The following is a 24051-nucleotide window of genomic DNA, read 5'->3' on the forward strand; positions in this document are numbered from 1 at the left end:
AAAAAGCCCTCCTGCGAGGGCTTCATTGACAAGCAACGCGGTCAGCGTCGGACGAGCGAATTCAGCACGGCGCTGATGCGCTCCCCTAAGCCGCGCCGGTTCACGGCTTCCGACATCATGGTGACATGATCGCCATCAACCAGGTTGACCGTCACCGCCGACGCCGGCAAATGCCCCTCCCAGCCGAGTGCCGAGCCGTCGCGGCGGTTGTAACCCGCCGGCTTGATGCGCTGCCAGTAGGCTTCCAGATCGTCGTTCAGCAAGCCGGGCATCTCCTCCACCGCTTTAAACAGGTGCAGATTAAGGCCGAGCGGCCGGATGACGCTGGCGCCGACCAGGGTCGCATAGTGATAACGCTTGCGCCATAACGCGGCTTCCTTCAGCGGATCGTCGAGGTAAGTGCTGATGCCCTGGCCGTGCAGCACGGCCAACGCCTCCTCCACCGACAGCGGCTGCAGGCGAGAGAACAGCGGCGCCTCCAGCGTCGGATGTTCCACCTCCAGCCAACTGAGGAATAGCTGTGTCGCATCGCGCATCGCCTGCTGCGGCCGCAGGGTGTCGAGCAGGCCCACCAGCGCCACCTCTTCCCCCTCCGCCTGCAGCCGTTCCGCCACCATGTAGGTCAAGATCCCGCCCGAAGAATAACCGAACAGGTGATACGGCCCGCTGGCTTGCACCTGCCGGATGACGCCGGCAACGATCTCCGCCATCGCCTCCATCGTTGCCGGCGGCGTGTCGGTCATCTCTGGCCACGGCACGGCATAAATCGGGAAGTCCGCATCGATCTCTTTGGCTATCTCATAAACATAGGAGTGATCGCCATAACCGGTCGGCATGAAGAAGACCGGCGGGCGCTGGCCGCTGCGGCGCGCCGGCAATGCCCTGAGCGGCTGTCCGCCCGTGCGCTGCTCGACATGCGCCGCCAGATCCGCCAGCACCGGGTGGTCAAAGATCGCCTGTACCTGCAGTGCGATCCCCCACTGCTGCGCCAGGCTGGCCTGACGGACCGCCAGCAGCGAATGGCCGCCCAGTTCGAAGAAGTTGTCGTGTCTGCCGATCTGCGGCAGCCCCAGCAACTCCGCCCACGCCTGCGCCAACAGCGTCTCGGTATCGCCGCGCGGCGCTTCGTAGGCTTCGCCTGCGGCGGCGGCCATCTCCGGCGCCGGCAGAGCCCGCCGATCAATCTTGCCGTTTGGCGTCAGCGGCATCGCCGCCAGCCAGACAAAGGCCGCAGGCAGCATATAGTCCGGCAGCTGCGCCGCCAGGTGCTGACGCAGCTCACCGGCCAACCCGTCGCTCGCCACGTTCTCACGCACGCTGATCCAGGCGATCAACCGCGTATCCGCACCGACGCAGCAGGCATCGACCACCGCTTCGTTCACCGCCGGATGCGCCGCCAGGCGCGCCTCTATCTCTCCCATCTCGATACGGAAGCCGCGAATTTTCACCTGACGATCGTTGCGTCGCTGATACTCGAGGTTGCCGTCCGCCCGGTAACGCACCAGATCGCCGGTGCGATACATGCGCCCGCCCGGGTTAAACGGATCGTTCAGGAAACGTTCCGCGGTCAGTTCCGGCCGGTTGAGGTACCCCAGCGCCACGCCGACGCCGCCGATATACAGCTCGCCAATCACGCCCAGCGGCGCCGGTCGGCCGCGCGCATCCAGCACATAGGCGCGGGTGTTGCCGATCGGTTTACCGATCGGCAAACGCATGGCGCCTTGCACCTCGGCAATCGCCGCCGTCGTGGCGAAGGTCGTCGCTTCCGTCGGCCCATAGGCATGGATCAGCTGTACCGGCCCCGCTTCCTGCAGCAGGCGTTCGAAGGCGCTCGGCTCCTCCTTTTCCCCACCGCAGATCAGATAGCGCAGCTGGGCGAGCGTCGCGCCCATGCTGTACACATACTGATTGAACAACGCGGTCGTCAGGAACAGCGTCGTCACGCGATGCTGCGTCAATGCGGCGCTCAAGCGCGCCGCATCCATCACGGTTTCCGCCGGGATCACCACCAGTTCGCCGCCGTTCAACAGCGCCGCCCACACCTCCATCGTCGCGGCGTCGAAGGCCGGGTTAGCGGCATAAGCCACCCGTTCGGTCGCATCGAACGCCGCATAACGGTTGTTGATCACCAACCGAGTGATGCCCTGGTGCGGCGTCATCACACCTTTAGGCAGCCCTGTGGAGCCGGACGTGTACATGATGTATGCCACCTCAGCGCTCGACAGCGACAGCGCCGGGTCGTTCTCGTCACCGCCGGAGATTGCCGGCCGCAGCAGCGGCAAGGTATCCCCGTCCGTCGCTTCACCGACGATAAGGCGCGCGCCGCTGTCCTCCAGGATCCACTGCTGACGCGCCGCTGGCAGCTGCGGGTCGATAGGTACATACACCGCGCCGGCCTTGAAGATCGCCAGCTGCGTCGCCACCAGATCGATGCTGCGCGTCAGACGCGTCGCCACGCGCTCGCCCGGTTGAATGCCGTGGGCGATCAGAGCATGCGCCAGCCGGTTAGCCTGGGCATTCAACGCCGCATAGCCGATCCGACGGTCGCCTTGCACGATCGCGACAGCCTGCGGCGCACGCTGCGCCTGGCGTTCAAACAGCTGATGCACGCACAGCTCTGCCGGATAAGGCGCCGTCGTCTGATTCCATTCCTCCAGCAGCAGCCGGCGCTCAGACGGCGGCAGGATCTCCAGCTCGCTCGCCGGCAGGGTCGGCTGGCTTTCCAACGCCTGCGCCAATGAGGCCAGCGCCTGTTGCATATAGCCGCAGATCCTCGCCGCCGGCACCGGTTCGCTGACCTGCGCCGTCAGCCCCAGAGAGTCGCCGCCGTCTTCCACCGACAGGACGAACGGATAGTTGGTGCGCTCCTGCGCGCTCAACAGCGTCATGCCTTCCGGCAACACCAGCTCGCTGCCGTTGTTGTGGCGATAGTTGAGCAACGCGCTGAACAGCGGCATCCCCACCGCCACGCCGCTGCAGCGCTGCGCCAGCGCCAGCGGCGCGTGCTCATGCTGCAGCAACCCGCTCAGCCGCGCGTGGGCCTGGCGCGCCGCCGTCGCCACATCGTCATCGCCGATGTCGAGGCGCAGCGGCAAGGTATTGATAAACAGCCCCATCGCTCGCTCGGCGCCTTCCCCCGCCTGCATGCGTCCCAGCAGCACGGTACCGAACACCACGCGGTCGTGGCCGCTGGTGCGGGCCAAGACCTGCGCCCAGGCCAAATGGCACAGGCTGGCCAGGCTCACGCCCAACCGTTTGGCCTGATGCCGCAGACGTTCGTTCAGCGCCTTGTCGATAGGCTGGTGCGCCGTGGTGACGCCCTTGCCATCGCCGCGCACGTTGCCGAGCCCGAACGGCAGCACCGGCTCTTCGATGTCCGCCAGCATGGCGCGGAAGAAGGTTTCATGTTCTTGCGCGCTGACGCTCAAACGCGCCTGCGCCACCGCATTGCGGAACGGCGGCGCGGCGCCCAGCTCGGCGCCTTTGCCGGCGAGGATCGCGGCGATCTCTTCTTCGATCAATGCCGCCGTGGAATGATCCCCCACCAAATGATGCCATTGCTGCAGCATCCACCAGCCGCCATCGCTATCTTGCGCCACCACGACGTTCAGCAGCGGCGCACGGCTGAGATCCAGACGCGCATGCTGCGGATCGAAGCGCGCCAGCAGTTGATCGCCAATCGCCCCCTGCGCCGGATCGAGCGTCAGCTCAGTCCACGGCAGCGCGGCGGCGCGCCAAACGACCTGTACCGGCTCGCGGATCGCCTCACTGATGAACGCTGTGCGCAGAATATCGTGGCGATCGATCACCTGTTGCATCGCGGCCCGCCAACGATCCAGACGCTCGCGGTTCTCAAAGCGCAACAGCGTAGACAGCAGGTACGGATCGCCCCGTTCCGCCAACAGGTGGTGGAACAGAATCCCCTCCTGCAACGGCGACAACGCATAGATATCCTGCACGTTGGCCACCCCGTCCGGCACGCGCGCCACGATGCTGTCGATCTCAACCTGGTTCAGCGAGGCCAGCGGCAGCAACTCAGGCGTGATGCGCGCGCTATCCGGCCGCAGCAGGTTCTCGGGGATCTCGATTTCGCAGCGCGCCTCCAGCGCCTCCGCCAGCGAGGCCAGCGTCGGGGCGGTAAACAGCGTTTGCACGTTCGCCGTCAGGCCGCAGCGACGCAGCTCCGCGATCAGTTTCACCGCCAGCAGCGAATGCCCGCCCAACTCGAAGAAATTGTCATGTCGGGCGACATTCGGCAGACCGAGCAATTCGCCCCAGATCGCCGCCAACAGGGTTTCCGTGTCGCCCTGAGGCGCTTCATGGCCCACGCGCGCAAAATCGCCGGCCTGTGGCGTCGGCAACGCGCGGCGATCCACTTTACCATTCGGGGTCAACGGCAAGTCGGCAAGCATCAGACAGGCCGCCGGCACCATGTAGTCCGGCAGCTGCGCCGCCAAATGCCGCCGCAGCTCGTCGGTCAGATCGCGGCCCTCGGCCTCGGCTTGCGGCACGATCCAGGCGATCAACGCAGGATGCGCACCGCGCACGTCAACCACCGCTTCGCGCACCGCCGGGTGCGTTTCCAGCAGGACTTCAATCTCGCTGCACTCGATGCGGAAGCCGCGGATCTTCACCTGCTGATCGTTGCGTCCGCAGTAATCGAGGTTGCCGTCCGGCAGATAGCGCGCTAAATCGCCGGTGCGATACATGCGGCCTCCCTCGTTAAACGGATCCGCCAGGAAACGCTCGGCCGTGAGGTCTTCGCGATTCAGGTAACCCAGCGCCACGCCCACGCCGCCGATATACAGCTCGCCGATCGCGCCCAGCGGCACCGGCTGGCGATGTTCGTCCAGCAGATACACCCGCGTATTACCGATCGGCCGGCCAATCGGCAAACGGTGCCGCCCCGCCGCCACGGTGATGTGCGCCGAGGTAGCGGCAGTGGTGGCTTCCGTCGGGCCGTATCCGTTGATCAGCTGCACCCGGCCCCCCTCCTTCAGCACCCGGGTATAGGCATGAGGATCCGCCGCTTCGCCGCCGCTGATCAGGTATTTCAGCCCCGCTAACGTCGCGGGAATGCTATGCGCATGCTGATTGAACAGCGAGGTTGGCAGCACCAGCACCGTAATCGCCTGGCGCGTCAGCAAATCGGCGAACGCCGAGGCGTCCAGCAAGACCGCCGGCGGTACTACCACCAGCGCGGCGCCGTTCAGCAAGGCTCCCCAAACTTCCAGCGTCGCCGGATCGAACGCCGGGTTGATGGCGAAAGCGATACGATCCGAGTCGCTGAACTCCGCATAACCGTTATTGATCACCAGTCGGTTGATCCCCTGATGCGGCACCATCACGCCTTTCGGCTTACCGGTTGAGCCGGAGGTGTACATGATGTAGGCCAGATCCAGACTGTTGCTCGCCAATATCGGCGCATCGGACGGCAGGTCCGCGTCATCGCTTTGAGGCAGACGAGCGACGCCGACGCCGATCTGCGCGTCGTCCTCGCCGCCGTTCAGCAACAGTACTGCACCGCTGTCGGCGATGATCCAGTTCTGGCGGCCGGCCGGCAGCTGCGGATCAACCGGCACATAGGCAGCACCGGCCTTAAGGGTCGCCAATTGGGCGATCACCAGGGCAGCGCTGCGCTCAAACCGGATCGCCACGCGCTGGCCGGGCTCCACGCCCGCCTTAATCAGGCGCCAGGCCAGCCGATTGGCGTGCTCCGCCAACTGCGCGTAGCAGATAAGCTGCTCGCCATCGACCAACGCCGTCGCCTGCGGCGTGCGCCGCGCCTGCTCGTCGAACAGTTGATGCACGCACGCCTGCGCCGGATACGCCCGCTCGGTGCGGTTCCACTCGTGCAGCAGCAGCTGGCGTTCGGCCGCAGGCAGCAGATCGACGCGCGCCGCCGGCTGGTCAAGATCCGCCGCCATCGCTCGCAGCGCCTGCTGCAGATACGCGCCGTAGCGCACCGCCGTGTCGCGATCGAACAAGGCGCTGGCGTAGTTCAACGAGCCGACAATGCCGCTGCCGCTTTCCGCCAACTCGAGCGTCATGTCGAATTTCGCGACGTCATAGCTCAGCCCGGCATCCGTCGTTTGCAGGCCCGGCAATGCGATATCGCGCACCGAGCCGTCCTGCCAGGCCAGCATCACCTGGAACAGCGGCGTCGCGTCCAGCTGGCGCGGCGGATTGACCACCTCCACCACCTGTTCAAACGGCAGATCGCCGTTTTCCCGCGCCGCCAATACCGTCTCGCGCACGCGTTCGAGCAAGATTTTCAGCGTCGGCTCACCGCGCAGATCGACATGCATCGCCAGCGTGCTAACGAAGAAGCCGGCCAGCGGTTCGATTTCCAGCCTGCTGCGGTTGGCCTCCGGGGTGCCAATCACCACCTGCGGTTGGCCGGCCATGCGGGACAACACCAAACTCCAGGCGGCCAGCACCGTCATGAACAGCGTGCCGCCGTATTGGCGGCTCAACCGCCGCAGCGCGTCGGTGAGCGCCGCGTCGATAACCAGAGGCACCTCGCCGCCGGCGAACGACTGCATCGCCGGACGCGGCCGATCGGTCGGCAGCGTCAGCAGCGCCGGCGCATCGCCCAGCGTCTGGCGCCAGAACGCCGCCTGCTCGGCCAACCGTTCCTGCGTCAGCCACTGGCGCTGCCAAACGGCATAATCGACATAGTGCACCGCCAGCGGCGGCAGCGGAGACGGTTCACCGCGTTGGAAGGCGCCATACAATGCGCTCAACTCCCGCATCAGGATCCCGGTAGACCAGCCGTCGGAAACGATATGGTGGCAGGTCAGCAGGAACAGATGCCGCCGCTCGCTCACTTGCAGCAAACAAGCCCGCACCAGCGGCCCCCTTTCCAGATCGAACGGCGCTTTCATCGCCGTTTCGGCTAGCGCGTGCAAACGTTGCTCCGCATGACGCTCGCCGCGCAAGTCGTGATGCGCCAGCGGCATGGCCGCCTCCGGCAAGATCCGCACCTGAGGTTGCCCATCCTGGCAAACAAACACGCTGCGCAAGGCTTCGTGGCGGGCATACAGCGCGTCGAGGCTGCGTTGGAACGCCGGCGCATCCAGGTCGCCGTCAAGGCGCAACGCCAGAGGGATATGGTAAGTCTCGCCGATCCCGCCCATTTGGCTCAGGAACCACAGCCGCTGCTGGGCAAACGACAACGGCAATGCGTCGTGACGTGGGGTCGGCACGATGGCCGTCGGCGGCGCCGCCCCCTCCCGTTCCAGCCACTGCGCCAGCGCCTGCAACACCGGCGCAGCGAACAGCGCCGACAGCGGCAGCCGCCAGCCGGCCTGCTGTACCCGATTGGCCAACTGTACCGCCAGCAGCGAATGTCCACCCAGAGCGAAGAAATCATCATGACGACCGACGCGTTCAACATTCAGCAACTGACGCCAAATGGACGCCAGCAGGCGTTCTCGTTCATTGGCCGGCGCTTCATAAACGGCGCGCGCGGCGGCCCCCAGCTCAGGCGCCGGCAGCGCGCGTTTGTCCAGTTTGCCGTTGGTGGTCAGCGGCAACGCGTCCAGCCACACAAAGGCCGTCGGCACCATATAGTCCGGCAGACGGCCGGCCAGATGCTGGCGCAGCCGCAGCGCCAGCGTTTCCCGATCTCCCCCTTCGCCCGGCACCGCCCAGGCCACCAAACGTTTGTCGCCGCCGTTGTCCTGCCAGGCGTCAACCGCCACGCTGCGGACCTCAGGATGGTCCAGCAGCGCCGCCTCCACCTCACCGCACTCAATGCGGAAACCGCGAATTTTCACCTGCTGGTCGTTGCGCCCCAGGTACTCCAGCTCACCGTTCGGCAGATAGCGCGCCAGATCGCCGGCGCGATACATCCGTTCTCCCGCCACGAAAGGATCGTCGAGGAAACGTTGCGCATTCAGCTCCGGCCGATTCAGGTAGCCGCGCGCCACGCCCAGCCCGCCGACATACAGCTCACCCACTGCGCCCTGCGCCACCGGCTGACCGTGTTCGTCAAGCAGATACAGGCGCAGATCCGGGATGCGCCGGCCGATCGGGCTGCCGCTGCCGGTGATGTCCGCAGGAGACATTTCCCGGTAGGTGACGTGCACCGTCGTTTCCGTTATGCCGTACATATTGATTAACCGCGGCGCGTCCGGCCGATTACGGGCATACCACGGCGCCAGATCGGCCGGATTCAGCATTTCGCCGCCGAAGACGATGTAGCGCAGCCGATGCGGCGTGTCGTCCTGAGCCTGAATGAACGCTTTAAAGGCGCTTGGCGTCTGATTCAGCACCGTCACGCCCTGGTGACAAACCAACTGATAGAACGCGGGGGCAGAGCGCGCCGTTTCCTGCGGCACGATCACCAACCGGCCGCCGTGGCGCCACGCGCCCCAGATTTCCCATACCGAGAAATCGAAGGCGAACGAGTGGAACAGACACCAGACATCCCCGGCGTCAAAGCCGAAACCGGCGTCGGTCGCGGTAAACAGGCGCTCAACCTGACGGTGTTCCACCATCACGCCTTTCGGCTTACCGGTCGATCCGGAGGTATAGATCACATAGGCCAGATTGGCCGCCGTCAGCCCCGCAACCTGCGGATTGGCGGCCTCGGTGCCCCAGTCTTCCTCCAGCGCCATCGTCGGCACATCAGCCCCGCTCAGCGCCGAACGCCCTGCGGCGTCGGCCAGCAGCAACACCGGCCGGGCATCGTGTAAAATGTACTCCAGGCGTTCGCCGGTATAAGCCGGATCGAGCGGCACATAGGCGCCGCCCGCTTTCAGGATCGCCAGCAACCCGACCAGCATCGGCGTGCTGCGCTCCGCACACAGCGCCACCAGACGATCGGGCCCGACGCCGCGCGCGATCAACACCTGCGCCAACGCGTTGGCTCGTTCATTGAGCGCCCGATAGCTGAGGCGTTCTTCTCCGCACACCGCGGCGATCGCCTCTGGCGTGCGCAGCGCCAGCCGCTCCAGGTGATGGTGCGGGCAGAGATCCGCCTGCGGTTCGTCCGGCGTCCGGTTCCAGCCATGCAACAACCGCTGCCGTTCGTTCTGCGGCAACAGCGCAAGCTGCGAAACCGGCTGCGGCGCCGCCAACGCGATGCTCAGCAACACCTGGCGCAGATAGATCCCGTAGCGCTCGGCGGTTTCACGATCGAACAGCGCGGTGGCGTAATACAGCGAACCGGCGATCTCTTCGCCGATCTCGGTCAGATCCAGCGTCATGTCATATTTCGCCGCGGCATAGCCGGCATCGATCGCTTCCGCCTGCAGCCCCGGCAGGCCGATGTCGTGCACCGAACCGTCCTGCCAGCTCAGCATCACCTGGAACAACGGAGTATGGCCACGATGACGCGGCGGGTTCACCTGTTCAACCACCTGCTCGAAAGGCAGATCGCCATGATCGCGCGCCGCCAGCAGCGTATCGCGCACGCGCAGCGCCAACGTCGACAAATCCGGATCGTCGGACAGATCGATGCGCAGCGCCAAGGTGCTGACGAAGAAGCCGATCATCGGTTCCGTTTCCAGCCGGCGACGGTTGGCCTCCGGCGTGCCGATCACCAGATCGCGCTGCCCCGACAAACGGGACAGCACGACGCTCCACGCCGTCAACAGCGTGATGAACAGCGTGCATCCCTGACGCAGGCTGAATTGCCTCAGCGCTGCAGTCAGTTCGGCATCGAGCGAGACGGCCACCCGATCCCCGGCGAATGACTGCACCGCCGGGCGCGGACGGTCGGTCGGCAGCGTCAACAGCGCTGGCGCATCGCCCAACGTCTGGCGCCAATAATCGGCCTGCTTCGACAAGCGCGCCGGCTGCAGCCATTGCCGCTGCCAGTGGGCGTAATCCGCGTATTGCAACGCCAGCGGCGGCAGCGGCGATGGTTCGCCGCGACACAACGCGCCATACAACGCACCCAGCTCCCGCAGCAATATGCCGTTCGACCAACCATCGGAAATGATGTGGTGGCAGGTCAACGCGAACAGCTGTTCCTCGTCGCTCAGCCGGATAAGGCTGGCGCGCAACAGCGGGCCCCCGGCCAGATCAAAGGGCGCCACAGCCTCTTCCCGTATCAGCATGGCGGCGCGCGCCTGCGCATCCGCGACGCCGCGCAGATCGTGGATTGTCAGCGGCAAACCGGCGATCGGCAAAATGAGCGCCTGCGGCTGGCCGTCGCGGCTGATAAAGACGGTGCGCAACGCGTCGTGGCGCGCATAAAGCGCGTCGAGGCTGCTCTGCCAGGCGGCCAGATTCAGCGGCCCACGCAACCGCAGCGCCAGCGGCATGTGGTAAATTTCGCTCATGCCGTCCAGTTGGGTCAGGAACCACAGGCGCTGCTGAGCGAACGACAGCGGTAAGGCCGCATCGCGCGGCGCAGGCAGAATCGGCGGCAGGCTTTCCGCCTGCGTGATCTGGCGCGCCAGCGCCTGCAGGACCGGGTTGGCGAACAGCGCCTGCAGCGACAGCGGCAACCCGCTTTGCTGCAGGCGGTTGGCCAAACGCACCGCCAACAACGAATGGCCGCCCAGGGCGAAGAAGCTGTCGTTGCGGCCAACCTGATCCACGCCCAGCAGTTCTTCCCACAGCGCAGCCAGACGCTGCTCGACGTCCCCCAGCGGCGCCTCGTAGGCTTCACGACGATAGGCCTCGCCCGACGGGTCGGGCAATGCGCGGCGATCGAGCTTGCCGTTTGGTGACAGCGGCAGCGCCTCCAGCAGCACGCAAGCGGCCGGCACCATGTAATCCGGCAGTTTGTCGGCCAAATGCCGGCGCAGCACCTCCGCCAGCGACGCCTCATCGGCACCTGGCTGCGGCACCACCCAGGCGATCAGGCGTTTCTCACCGCCGTCGCCGCCGCGCGCATCCACCACGGCTTCGCGTACCTGCGGATGCGCGGCCAGCGCCGCCTCTATCTCGCCGCATTCGATACGGAAACCGCGGATCTTCACCTGCTGATCGTTGCGGCCCAGATACTCGATATTGCCGTCCGGCAGGTAGCGGGCCACGTCGCCGGTGCGGTACATGCGGCCGCCGTGGCCGGCATCGAACGGATCGGCCAGGAAGCGCTCCGCCGTCAGTTCAGGCCGGTTGAAATAGCCGCGCGCTACCTGGATGCCGCCGATATACAGCTCGCCAACCGCCCCCAGCGGCACCGGCTGCCCTTGTTCATCGAGCAGATAGATCCGCGTATTGGCCACCGGCCGCCCAATGGGCACCGACACCAGCCCGGGTTGGCGGGTGCAGTGCCAAGCGGTCACGTCCACCGCCGCTTCGGTCGGACCATAGAGGTTATGCAACTCGACATGCGGCATCTGGCGGTAGAACTCCGCCACCAGCGAGGCGGGCAGCGCCTCGCCGCTGCACATGACGCGCACCACCTGCCCACAGCGGCGGCTCGCGCCTTCATACAGCAGGAAGCTTTGCAGCATCGACGGCACAAAGTGCAGCGTTGTCACGCCATACTGTTCAATGGCGCGGCTCAGGTACTCCGGATCCTTGTGGCCTTCCGGGCGCGCCATCACCAGGCGCGCGCCATACATCAACGGCCAGAAGAATTCCCACACCGAGACGTCGAAGCCGAACGGCGTTTTCTGCAGCACCGTATCCGCCGGCGTCAACCCATAAGCCTGCTGCATCCAGATCAGGCGGTTAACGATGCCGCGATGCTCATTCATCGCGCCTTTCGGTTTTCCGGTCGAGCCGGAGGTATAAATCACGTAGGCCAAATGATTGGGCTGCGCGCGCGGCGCCGGGTTATCGGCGTTCAGATCGTCCGGCAACGGTTCATCCAGCGCCAGCAGCGGCACCGCGTGTTCGCCCAGCGCCGCGCGGCCGGCGGCGTCCGCCAGCAGCAGCACCGGATCGGCGTCCTGCAGGATATATTGCAGACGTTCGCCCGGATAAGCCGGATCCAGAGGAACATAGGCGCCGCCGGCCTTGAGGATGCCGAACAATGCCGTCACCATCGCCAGGCTGCGCTCGGCGCACACCGCCACCCGGCAATCCGGCCCGACGCCGCGCTGCATCAGCGCGTGCGCCAGGCGATTGGCCTGCGCGTTCAGTTGGGCGTAGCTCAGTTCGGCGTCGCCGCAAACCAGCGCCACGGCGTCCGGCGTGCGGCGCACCTGCGCTTCAAATAGCCCATGCAGGCAAACGTCCTGCGGATAAGGCTGTGCCGTTGCGTTCCAACCATTGATCAGCAAGGCGTACTCGTCGTCCGGCAGAATCGACAGTTCACGTACCGGCATTTCCGGCGTGTGTTCCAGCGCATTCACCAGAGCGGTCAACGCCTGTTGCATATAGCGGCACACCCGTGAGGCTTCGATGGGGTCGATGACCTGCGCCGTCAACGCCAGCGAATCCATGCCGTCGTCCACCGACAGCACGAACGGGTAGTTGGTGCGTTCGTCCGCGCCGATCAGGCTGACCCCTTCCGGCAGCGCCAAGGCTTCCCCGTCGTTGTGGCGGTAGTTCAGCAGCGCACTGAACAGCGGCGCACCGCTTTTCACGCCGCTGCAGCGCTGCGCCAACGCCAGCGAGGCGTGCTCATGCGCCAGCAAGCCGCTCAGGCGCGCATGCGCCTGCCGCACCGACGCCTCAACGCTGCGCCCGTCCATATCCAGCCGCAGCGGCAGCGTATTGATGAATAGCCCCAGCGCCCGGTCGGCGCCTTCGCCCGATTCCATGCGGCCCAGCAGCACCGTGCCGAACACCACGGCATCACGCCCGCTGGTGCGCGCCAGCACCTGCGCCCAGGCCAGATGGCACAGGCTGGCCAGGCTGACGCCCAGCCGCTTCGCCTGTCGACGCAGGCCGGCATTCAGCGCAGGTGCCAGCGCCAGACGGCCGGTATTGGCGCACTGTCCGTCGCCGTGTACGTTGCCGAGCCCGAACGGCAGTACCGGTTCGTCGATGTCCGCCAGCATGCCGCGGAAGAAACGCTCATGTTCCTGTTCGCTGAGCCCCAAACGCGCTTGCGCCACCGCATTGCGGAACGGCTGCGCGCAGCCCAGCGTATCGCCTCGCCCGGCCAGAATGGCGTTGACTTCTTCTCCCATCATCGCCAGCGTCGAGTGGTCGCCAATCAGGTGGTGCCACTGCTGCAAGACGTACCAGCTGCCGTCGCTCTCTTCGGCGATAACGTAATACAGCAGCGGTGCCCGCGTCAGATCCTGCCGGATCCGTCGGGGGTCGAAGCGCGCTTCCAGCTGACGGCCGACCGGCCCCTCGGCCGGATCCAGCGCCAGCTCGATCACCGCTAAACGCGCCCGACGCCAGACGACCTGTACCGGTTCGGACAGCCCCGCACCGACAAAGGCCGTGCGCAAAATGTCATGACGCTCCACCACCTGCTGCATCGCCGCCAGCCAGCGATCGAAACGCGCCCGGCTGTCGAAACGCAGCAGTGCCGACAGCAGGTAGGGGTCGCCCTCTTCCGCCAGCATGTGGTGGAACAAGATCCCTTCCTGCAACGGGGAAAGGGCGTAGATATCCTGTACGTTGTCGATGCCCCCCTCCACACCGTCGACGATCTGATCGATCTCCGCCTGAGTCAGATCGGCCAGCGGCAGCATCTGCGGCGTGATTGCACGGCAGCCCGGCGCAATCACGTTTTCCGGCACCTGAATCCGCTGCTGCGACACCAGCGTTTGCGCCAGAGCCGACAGCGTTGGCGTGGAGAACAGCGCCTGAACGCTCGCCGACAGCCCGGCCTGGCGCAGCTGCGCCATCAGCTTCACCGCCAGCAGCGAATGACCGCCCAACTCGAAGAAGTTGTCGTGACGCCCCACGCGTTCAACGCTCAGCAACCCCTGCCAAATCTGAGCCAGCAGCGTTTCGGTTTCCCCCTGTGGCTCGACATAGGCTTCGCGCATGGCGGCATCCGGCGCCGGTACCGGCAACGCGCGCCGATCCAGTTTGCCGTTCGGCGACAGCGGCAGCGCCTCCAGCCACACAAAGGCCGTCGGCACCATATAATCCGGCAACGTTGTAGCGAGTGCCCGGCGCAACGTCTGCGCCAGCGCCTCACGCTCCGCCTCCGGCTGCGGCACGACCCAGGCCACCAGACGTTTGTCGCCTTCGCCATCCGTGAGCGCATCCACCACCGCGTCGCGCACGGCGGCATGCATAGCCAGCTGCGACTCGATTTCACCGCATTCAATGCGGAAGCCGCGAATTTTTACCTGCAGATCGTTGCGGCCCAGATACTCCAGGCTGCCATCCGGCATATAGCGCGCCAGATCGCCGGTGCGGTACATGCGGCCGCCCGGCGCGAAAGGATCGGCCAGGAAACGCTCCGCCGTCAGCGCCGGCTGGTTCAGGTAACCGCGCGCCACCTGCGCGCCGCCGATATACAGTTCACCCACGGCGCCCAGCGGCACCGGCTGGCCATCGTCATCCAGCAAGTACGCCCGGCCGTTGGCGATAGGCCGGCCGATAGACGGCATCGCCGTACCGACCGCCGGCTCGCCCGAAGTCGCTACCACGGTCGTCTCCGTCGGCCCATAGTTATTCACAATGGTTACGCCAGGCGGCGCCGGTAGCGGCCAGCGGCGAATGCTGTCGCCGCCGATCAGCAGCATCCGCAGATCGGCAGGCATCTCGCCCATCAGTGCGATCTCAGCCAGCGGCGTCACCATAAACCCGACCTGCACACCGCTGCCGCGCCACCATTGCAGCAGCGCTTCGCCATTGCCCGTCGCCTCTGCCGGCGGCAGCAGCAGCGTCGCCCCCTGCGTCAACGTCGGCCAGATTTCCCAAACGCTGGCGTCAAAACCCAACCCGGCCATGCTGGTCGTTCGCTCGCCAGCCTGCAAACCGGTCGCTTCGCAGTGCCACATGATCAGGTTGATCAGGTGCGCCTGCTCCACCATTACCCCTTTCGGTTTGCCGGTCGAGCCCGAGGTGTAAACCACATACGCCAGGCTGCCTGGCTGCGCGCGCGGCGGCAGGTCGTGATCCTGCTCTGGCAGCGCGTCTTCCAGCGCCAACAACGGCGCTGCTACCGCCCCCAGCGCGGCGCGGCCGGTACTATCCGCCAACAGCAGCGCCGGCGCGCAGTCCTGCACGATATAGTGCAGACGCTCAGCGGGATAAGCCGGATCCAGCGGCACATAGGCGCCGCCGGCTTTCAGGATCGCCAGCAGTGCGACGATCATCTCCGGGCTGCGCGCGGCGCAGACCGCTACGCGGCTTTCCGGCCCTACGCCGCGTGCCGTCAGGTAATGCGCCAGCCGGTTGGCGCGCGCGTTCAATTCCGCATAGCTCAGCGACATCGCCCCCTGAGACAGCGCCGGCACCGTCGGCGTACGCCGCGCCTGCGCTTCAAACAGGGCCGACACGCTCGACGCCTGCGGGAAAGCCCGGTGCGTGCGGTTGCGCACGTTGAGCAATAGCTCTCGCTCCGCCTGGCTCAGTAAACGATCGCCTCGCACCGGCGCATTCGGCGCCGCAGCGGCCTGCCGGAGCAGCAATAGCAGATGCTGCGCGGCACGCAGCATCTGCTCGTCCCCCACCGCGGCGCTGTCGTACACCCAACGGAAAGCGGCGTTGCTTTCACAGATTTGCAGCACTGCCCGAGCGCCGGAGCGTTTCACCGCCGCTGCGCCCTCCTGACTGTCGTCGAATCCCGGCGAGGTGTCGCGGCGCAATAGCGTCACGACGGTTGACCAGGCGCGCGAACGCGTGTCCAGGCCGAGCAATGCCGGATGGTAGGCGCGACGCGCGCGCGCCTGCTGCCATTCGCGTCGCATCTGCACCTGCGCCTCGGCGAAACCCAGCGTCGGATTCAGCGAGATCTGCAGCGGCAGTGTCCAAACCTGGCCCGGTTCGCCGATGACGTCGTCCGTCGCGTTCAGCCAGCCAAGTTGGAAATCACTTTCGCCGCCCATCAATCCCAGATACAGCGCCAGCCCGGTCAACACCGCTTCAACCTCGATCTTGCCCGCGTGTTGCCAGGCCGTAGCCTGCCATGCCGGCCGGGCTTCGCGCTGCCAGGCCACCGGGAACGCCGCCGGGGTAAACTGCGCCAATCGCGGTTGCCAGAAGGCCGCATGATGCCCACCGGCCGCCTGTCGCTCCTCCAATCGTTTCGCCTGCGAAGGATCAAGCAACGGTAACGGCTCGCCCACCGTCAAACCGTGCAGCTGCGCCAGCGCTTCCCCCGCCGTCAGCTCGCCTTCGGCGGTGAACCAGCCCCCGATCCGCACCGCCCCTTCCGCCGTGGCGATATTCCAACCCGCATCGTCGACGCAGAGCAGCGTACCGGGTGGCGCATTGTCGGCGTCAGGCAGCATTTCCAGGCGCCCAACGCCCAGCGCCCGGTCGGCCAACAGGATTTTCAGCGGGCAATTCCCCGCAGGATGGCCGAGTGACGTCGCGAGGCGCACCAGCTCAGCAGCAGGGCGATCCCAGCGGATGAAGCCGGCGGCCGGCGGCAGTCGACGGAGATCATAGAAACTGCCGCTGACGTCCGCTTCAGGCTGCGCAGAGATCTGTTGCATCACCTGGGCAATGCTGCCTTCAGGTTGTTCAGAGAGGAGCCGCAGAATAAATTGGAAACGCCGTTGTAAACTCTCAAGCTGGCTTAATGAATGGGCATGCGGCGCATCGGCAAACATGACGTCCAACTCTTGCGCCTGCTGATCTTCGTAAAACAGAATTTGCATATCGCTGACGGCGATGTTGCCACCGTAGTACCAACGTGTCTTACATCCCCAAAACGGATCGCCATGATCGAAGGAAACGATATTGATGGCGGGACCAAACCAGGATGAACTCATGGTGCTGCGATCGCGACGAATATCCTCACCGCGATATAATTGCCGACGAACCACTTTGGCTATTTCCGCAGCGACCTGTTGTGCAAAATCAGCCAGACGACTTTCAGGGTTAATGGCTAAAATCAGTGGCACCACATTCGCAGTCATACCAATACTGTTTCGCTCTCGCGTACCGGTCACCGGCAGGCTGAAATTCAATAAGGTCTGACCAGTAATACTATGGAAACATAATGCGACAGCCGCCGCCAATATATGAGCGCGATGTACGCCGGCTTTTTCCGCCCCCCGATCAATCGCCGCTATCTCATTTATTTTTAATGTGTGATTGCTGATTTGCATGGACGAATAAGGGACGAGTTTCTCCTGACGCGTCAGGCTATAAGGCGCGGCGAGCGTATAGCCTTGCCAGAACTGTTTATCGGTGGCGAAGCGGGAAGAATCGCGGTACTGCAGGTCGTGTTCATAGAGCCGGGTAAAACTGCAATTGCTGAATTCAGGAATGTTTTTTTTCTCAGCTAATGCGTTGTAATACAGCGCGATACGACGCATAAACTCTTCGGCGCTGCGGCCATCTACCAGCATGTGGTGAAAACGTCGGTAGAGGATATAGTTGCCCGGCGCCAACGTCAGTAAGGCAAAACCGAACAGGTCCTGATCCAGCGCGGAGATCACGCGATCGGCATCTTGCCGCATCCAGCGCTGCGCCGCCAGCTCAGGGTATTCCTGGCTGCTGAAGTCATGCACGGAAAGCGGGTCATGACTGCGCGCCGCACGGTATTGATAAAGCTCGCCGTCTTGTTCGGTGAAATGGGCCTGCATCGCCGGCGTTTCTTCAATGATCGCGTCTATCGCCTGGCGCAGCAGGGCTATCTGCAACGGCCCTTGTATCGTGCCGTATCCCCACATATTGAATGGCAAGCCTTCAGACATGCTGGCGCTCAGCCAAAGCTCGCGCTGAGCGGTGGTAATTTCATGCAGTTCGACTTTTTCCAACGAAATATGAGCACCCGTACGGAATTCCCCACTCTTCACATCAGTTTGTTTGTTCATAATATTCTCTAGCACGTTTTCATTACGTTAATGAAAGGGTCCGTCCGGATTTAGGCAAAGCCTGGCCGTCCGACAGTTCAAGTCAGAATAAAAAACCGTAGAAAAGCTGGGTCTCCCCCAACTAAGAAAGAATGAAATGGTTAATCCAGAGGTTCCCCCTGTGCCTCAATTTGCTGAGGTGTGAAGTATAGGAGAGGATATTTTTTTTGGCGAAATGTGCGAAAGGGGATAAATGATCATTTTATTTCCCCGATATTACTCAGGGATGACGAGCGTATTCCGCTTTTATTAACTCGATATAATTATGGAGAGATTAATATTATTTTGTATTATTCACCACAGTTAATGTGCAACAATACTTACGGTAAGAGCCCCTCCATATCAATAAGTTATACTTTATTGTTTTAATGATAATAATTTATTTTTTAATTAATTTACTTCCAATTAAAATGGACGGCGATTTTGCCTGCGGCGCATCTATCGTTTTTTGTTATAACGATGAGAAAAATTATGCTGAAAAATTTCTTCGTTTTTTCTGGCGTCCACCAACGGCACCGTTCCCAACGACAGATAACGTAAAAGGGGCGGCAGAGCCCGCCCCGAGAGGTCTTACCACATCAGCCGGCCGATCAATGGCGCGGCCACGACCGTAATGATGCCGGCCAGCATCATCACCAAACTCGACACTACGCCCTCCTGCGGCCCCAGCTCATAAGCGCGAGCGGTGCCGGCACCGTGCGACGAGGCGCCAAATCCGGCACCCTTCGCCAGACGGCTGCGCACCGCCAGCCGCAAAAACAAAATATCCCCCACCGCCATGCCGAACACCCCGGTGATCACCACGAACAGCGCCACCAGATCCGGCTGCCCGCCCATCTGTTTGGCGGCCTCCAGCGCGAACGGCGTGGTGATCGACCGCACCGCCAGGCTGCGCTGCACCTCTTCCGGCAACGTCAGCAGGCGCGCCAGCCACACCGAGCTGTACACCGCCACCAGCACCGCGGTCGTTACGCCGGCGGTCAGCGATAGCCAGTGGCGGCGGATGATATGCAGGTTCTCATACACCGGCACCGCGAAAGCGATGGTTGCCGGCCCCAGTAGCCACAGCAGCCAGTGAGTTTCACCAATATAGTCCTGATAGGAGATGTGGGTGACCACCAGCAGCAGCACCAGGATCATTGGCGTCAGCACCAGCGGCATCAGCAACAGCGTGCGCCGGCGGCGATACAGCTTCTTGTTGGCGAAGTACAGCGCCAGCGTCGCCAGAAAACAGGCCAAGCTAAGGATAAAATCATTCATGACGCTGCTTCCGACGCTGCAGCCAAATCTCCAGCCGATACACCCTGTCCACCACCAGCCCGGTGGCGCCCAACGTCAGCATGGTGCTGACCGCGATCACCAAAAAGATCTTCCAGCCCTCGACCATCAACAGCTGGGCATAGTTGACCACCGCCACCACCGCCGGCACGAAAAACAGCAGCATTTCCGCCAGCAGCCAGCGGGAGCCGGCCTTAACCCAGCTCAGCGGCAGAATGCGCAGCAGGATTAGCGCCAGCAGCATCAACATGCCGACGATATTGGCGGGGAGCGGCAGGTGGAATTGTTGCACCAGACGATCGGCGATCAGGAACAGCGCCGCATACAACGCCACCTGAATCGGCACCTGCAAGCGGGTCAGCAGGGAGGGGGCAACGCGGCGTAACGCCAGAGACATGAAAGATGACCTCAAACAATAAATTAACGGCCTACAGTATACGCAGCCGGGAAACCACGCCTGAAATGAATTAAAATTATCGACATCATGCCGTCCGGGAATAGTTTCCCGCCGGTAGCGTCCCCAAGGAGAACCCTAACGTGGATGTCCGCACCCTGCGCTACTTCGTTGAAGTGGTGCGCCAGCAAAGCTTCACCCGCGCCGCGGAAAAACTGTTCGTCACCCAGCCCACCATCAGCAAGATGCTGCGGCATCTGGAGGAGGAGCTGGAGTGCACGCTGCTGATCCGCGAAGGCCGCAAACTGCGCCTGACCGACAGCGGCCAGGCGGTGTATCAGCGTGGCCTGACGATCCTCGACGAATTCCGGCAACTGGAGGCGGAGCTGGAAGACATCAGCTCGGTGAAAAAGGGCGTGCTGCGGCTGGGCATTCCGCCAATGGTGGGCAGGCAGATCGCCGATCTGATCCGCCGCTTTCGCCAAACCTACCCCGGTATCGAATTGAAGATTTCCGAGCTGGGCGGGCTGTCGGTCGAACAGGCGGTGATGTCCGGCGAACTGGATCTGGCGATGACGGTGTTACCCTTCGATTCGGAACAACCGCTGACCTTTCTGCCGCTGCTGGGCCATCCGATGTGCGTAGTGGCGCCGCGCACGCCGCAGTGGCTCAACCGCACCCGCATCAATATCGCCGAATTGGCCGACAGCCCGATCCTGATTTATAACGAAGACTTTGCGCTTTACAAGATGCTGATGAAGGCGTTTCGCCAGGCCGGTTTTGAACCGCAAATCGCGGTGCGCAGCGGCCAATGGGACTTCCTCGCCTCGATGGTGCAGGCCGGCGTGGGCATCGCCATGCTGCCGGAGCCGGTTTGCCGCTGGCTGGACAAGGAAAACCTGGTCTGGCTGCCGCTGGAGCCGCGCATGGAGTGGAAAATCGGCCTGATCTGGCGTCAGGGCAGCTACCTGTCGCACAGCGCGCAGGCCTGGATCGCCTGCTGCCGCGACTATTGGCCGCCGCTCAAGTAGCCAAAAAACAAGGGCCGCACAGGCGGCCCTTCAGGACAGAAATAAAGAGGAAAAACGTTTATTCCTCTTCTGGGGTTTACCCTTCGCGTTCGATCAACAGCGCTTCGAGCAGGTCGAGATCGTGCAGCAGTTTTTGCAGCGTCTCGTTGCTGATTTTCTGCGTGGCGCGCAGGTGGTACAGCTCGCCGCGCTCGGCGCGCAGCGCCGTCAGGCGGAAACGCCGCTCGAGGTTTTCCATCGCCAGCGCATTCTCGATATCGTCTTTCGACGCGATGCGCCGCCGCAGCATGCCCGTTACCCGCGAGCTGACCTCTTTCAACACCTGCGGATCGAGGTTCTCTTCGGTATCGGCAACCAGGCGCTCTTCCATTTTATTCACGCTCTCGATCGCCACCTCGGCCGCCATGGCGATCGCCATGCGCTCTTCGTGTTTGCTGGCGCTCTTGTCGGCCACCTGCACGCCGCGCAGCAGCAGCGGCAATGCCAGCACGCCGACGATCAACGACAGCAGGATCACCCCGGCGGCGATAAACACCAGCTGATAGCGCGCCGGGAAGGCGGTGCCGTCACTCAGCAACAGCGGTATCGACAGCACACCGGCCAGGGTAATCGCCCCGCGCACCCCGGCGAACGACGCCACCCACAGCTCACGCGTGCTGTAATCGCCGAACTGCAGCGGACGCTTTTTCATAAAGCGGTTACTGGCCTTCTTCATCACCCACAGCCAGGTGAAACGCAGCACCAGCAGTGCGGCGTAGATGGTAGCCACGTCGGCGAACAGATACCAGGTCTGGATGGTCGGATCCAGCTCCGCCTGCAGGATGGAGGTTTCAAGAATGCCCGGCAGCTGCAGGCCCAGCATGATGAACACCATGCCGTTGAACACGAACTCCAGCATCGCCCATACGCTGTTGGCGCGCAGACGCATCGCCAGCGGCGCGTTGCGGATCACGCCGGATTGGCTGATGGTCATCCCCGCCGCCACCGCCGCCAGGATGCCGGAGACGCCGATGTGTTCGGCAATCAGGTAAGAAGCGAACGGCAGCAGCAGCAGGAACACGATCTGGGTCGCCGGATCGTCGCCGCTCCAGCGGCTCATCACCCGCAGCGATTTACTGTAGGTCCAGGTGACCGCCACGCCGGCCAACAGGCCGCCGATCGCCACTTTGAGGAATTCAAGGGTCGCGCCGCCCACGGTGAACACCATGGTGCCCATCGCCACCGCGATGGCGAACTTGAGCGACACCAGGCCGGACGCGTCATTCATCAGCGCCTCGCCCTCGAGCACGCCCATGATCGGCTTGGGAATCCGCCCTTTGCCGACGATGCCGGACAGCGCCACGGCATCGGTCGGCGACAGCACCGCCGCCAGCGCGAAGGCCGCCACCAGCGGAATGCCCGGCACCATGGCGTAGATCAGATAACCGACGCCGACCACGGTGATCAGCACCAGCACCAGCGCCAGGCCGAGAATTTCACGCCCGTGATGCAAGAACTCGCGCGTCGGCGTTTTCCAGCCGTCGGCGAACAGCAGCGGCGGGATGAACAGCACCAGGAACAGTTCGGGATCAAAGTCGACGTGCAGCCCGAAATGCGGCCAGGCCAACAGGGCCCCGATGGCGATTTGCATCAGCGGCAGCGGCACCTGGAACGGCAACATGCGCGTCACCACCCCGGACAGGGAGACCACCAGGATCAAAATGAGGATTGTAAAAAAGATTTCCATGCTTTCCTTAGACTCTACGATTCAGACGACATCGGCTCAGGGCCTGCGTTGGTCCCGATAGTAGATCACTTTTTTTACAGCCGTTAAAGCTTGTTGTGCCTTTCAAAACGCGGTGCAGAGCAGAAGAAGACTTATCTTAAGAAGGGAATTGCCGTCACAGGCTCCCCCGCCCGATGGGCGAGGGAAACCCAAGAGGCTTAAATCGCCCAGCCGCCGGCGTAGAACGCCACCAGCGCCACGGCGATCAGCACGGTGCCGATGTTCAGCTTACGCCATTCGCCGGAGAAGATGCGGCCGATGACCAGCGAGCTGAAGCCCAGCATGATGCCGGTGACGATGTTGCAGGTCAGCACGATGAACACCGCGCACAGCAGGCCGGCCATTGCGTCGACGAAGTCGTTGAAGTCCAGCTTGGTGACGTTGCTCAACATCAGCAGGCCGACGTACATCAGCGCCGGCGCGGTGGCGTAGACCGGCACCAGATAGGCCAGCGGCGACAGGAACAGGATCAGCAGGAACAGGATGCCGACCACGGTGGCGGTCAGGCCGGTTTTGCCGCCCGCGGCGGTGCCGGCAGCGGACTCGATGTAGACCGCGGCGGGCGCGGCGCCCACCAGGCCGGAGAAGATGCTGCTCAGGGAATCCGAGGTCAGCGCCTTGCCGCCGTTGATGATCTGCCCGTCTTTATCCAGCAGGTTGGCCTGCCCGGCCACCGCGCGGATGGTGCCGGTGGCGTCGAACACCGCGGTCATCACCAACGCCAGCACGCTCGGCAACACCACCGGTTGCAACGCGCCCATGATATCCAGACTGAAGATCAACGATTTGCCGTCAGCGTCCGCCAGGCTCGGCATGGCGAACAGCCCCTGGTATTTCACCGCCGGATCGACGATCAGGCCGATGATGGAAATGGCGATGATCACCAGCAGAATGCCGCCGGGCACGCGCAGCTTCTCCAGGCCGAAGATCACCGCCAGGCCGACCAGCGTCATCACCACCGGGAAGGAGGTGAAGGCGCCAAGCGCCACCGGCAGGCCATCCAGCGGGTTCTTCACCACCAGGCCGACACCGTTGGCGGCGATCAGCAGCAGGAACAGACCGATGCCGATGCCGGTGCCGTGCGCCACGCCCATCGGCAGGTTACGCAGGATCCAGGCGCGGATGCCGGTGACCGAGATGACGGTAAACAGCACGCCCATCACGAACACCGCGCCCAGCGCCACCGGAATGCTGATGTGCTGGCCCAGCACCAGGCTGAAGGCGGTGAAAGCGGTCAATGAAATCGCACAGCCGATGGCCATCGGCAGGTTAGCCCACAGCCCCATCAGCAGCGAGCCCAGCCCGGCCACCAGGCAGGTAGAGACAAACACCGCCGCCGGCGGGAAACCCGCTTTGCCCAGCATGCTCGGCACCACGATCACCGAGTACACCATCGCCAGGAAGGTGGTCAGCCCCGCCACCACTTCCTGTCGCACGCTGCTGCCGCGCGCGGAAATTTTAAAATAGCCATCAAGCCCGCCGGTTGGTTTTGCGGCGTGGTTCGCTTGAGAGTTCGACATAGGTTACTTCCCCTGTGTTTCATTAATCGGCCCGTCACAGCAGGCCTGTCATCTCGCCCGCGCCCGATCGCCACGTAATCGTTTACGTCACGTTCCGCTTCCTTGCCCTTCCGTCGCATCGCCAACGGCAATGCGCACCAAGGCAAACGTTTAACTCGCAGCGCGCGGTACGGGTAATTTATGGTGGTTTATTCAAGGCAAA

The 24051-nt window shown here is 63.7% G+C and carries 6 protein-coding genes; 1 reads left to right on the forward strand and 5 read right to left on the reverse strand.

Annotation, left to right across the window (positions count from 1 at the left end; translation table 11 throughout):
* Positions 1-41 precede the first annotated feature (41 nt).
* The 3 genes from ACMGGW_RS20445 to ACMGGW_RS20455 form a co-directional block, all read right to left on the reverse strand.
* Positions 42-17822: a non-ribosomal peptide synthetase gene (locus ACMGGW_RS20445; protein WP_197832232.1), complete on the reverse strand. Its 17781-nt coding sequence runs from the start codon at positions 17820-17822 to the stop codon at positions 42-44.
* A 609-nt stretch (positions 17823-18431) separates the two neighbouring features.
* Positions 18432-19121 carry an LrgB family protein gene (locus ACMGGW_RS20450; RefSeq protein WP_004936833.1) on the reverse strand — a complete coding sequence of 230 codons (690 nt, stop codon included), beginning with the start codon at positions 19119-19121 and terminating at the stop codon, positions 18432-18434.
* On the reverse strand, positions 19114-19536 hold the full coding sequence (locus ACMGGW_RS20455) for a CidA/LrgA family protein (RefSeq protein WP_004936830.1): 423 nt from the start codon (positions 19534-19536) through the stop codon (positions 19114-19116). The genes ACMGGW_RS20450 and ACMGGW_RS20455 overlap by 8 nt, the downstream gene beginning before the upstream one ends.
* Before the next feature lie 140 nt (positions 19537-19676).
* Between ACMGGW_RS20455 and ACMGGW_RS20460 the strand changes: the two genes are divergently transcribed.
* Complete coding sequence (locus ACMGGW_RS20460) at positions 19677-20564, forward strand: LysR family transcriptional regulator (protein ID WP_025304429.1); 888 nt, start codon at positions 19677-19679, stop codon at positions 20562-20564.
* 76 nt (positions 20565-20640) lie between these two features.
* On the opposite strand, the gene ACMGGW_RS20465 is transcribed toward ACMGGW_RS20460, so the two are convergent.
* Both ACMGGW_RS20465 and ACMGGW_RS20470 read right to left on the reverse strand, forming a co-directional pair.
* Positions 20641-22290 (reverse strand): Na+/H+ antiporter, encoded by a 1650-nt coding sequence (locus tag ACMGGW_RS20465; RefSeq protein WP_025304430.1) that lies wholly within the window; start codon positions 22288-22290, stop codon positions 20641-20643.
* Positions 22291-22487: 197 nt separating this feature from the next.
* Positions 22488-23849, reverse strand: a complete 1362-nt coding sequence (locus tag ACMGGW_RS20470) for an NCS2 family permease (RefSeq protein WP_025304431.1) — start codon at positions 23847-23849, stop codon at positions 22488-22490.
* Positions 23850-24051 lie beyond the last annotated feature (202 nt).

Source organism: Serratia sp. BNK-4, from assembly GCF_048685115.1.
Classification (GTDB): domain Bacteria; phylum Pseudomonadota; class Gammaproteobacteria; order Enterobacterales; family Enterobacteriaceae; genus Serratia; species Serratia bockelmannii.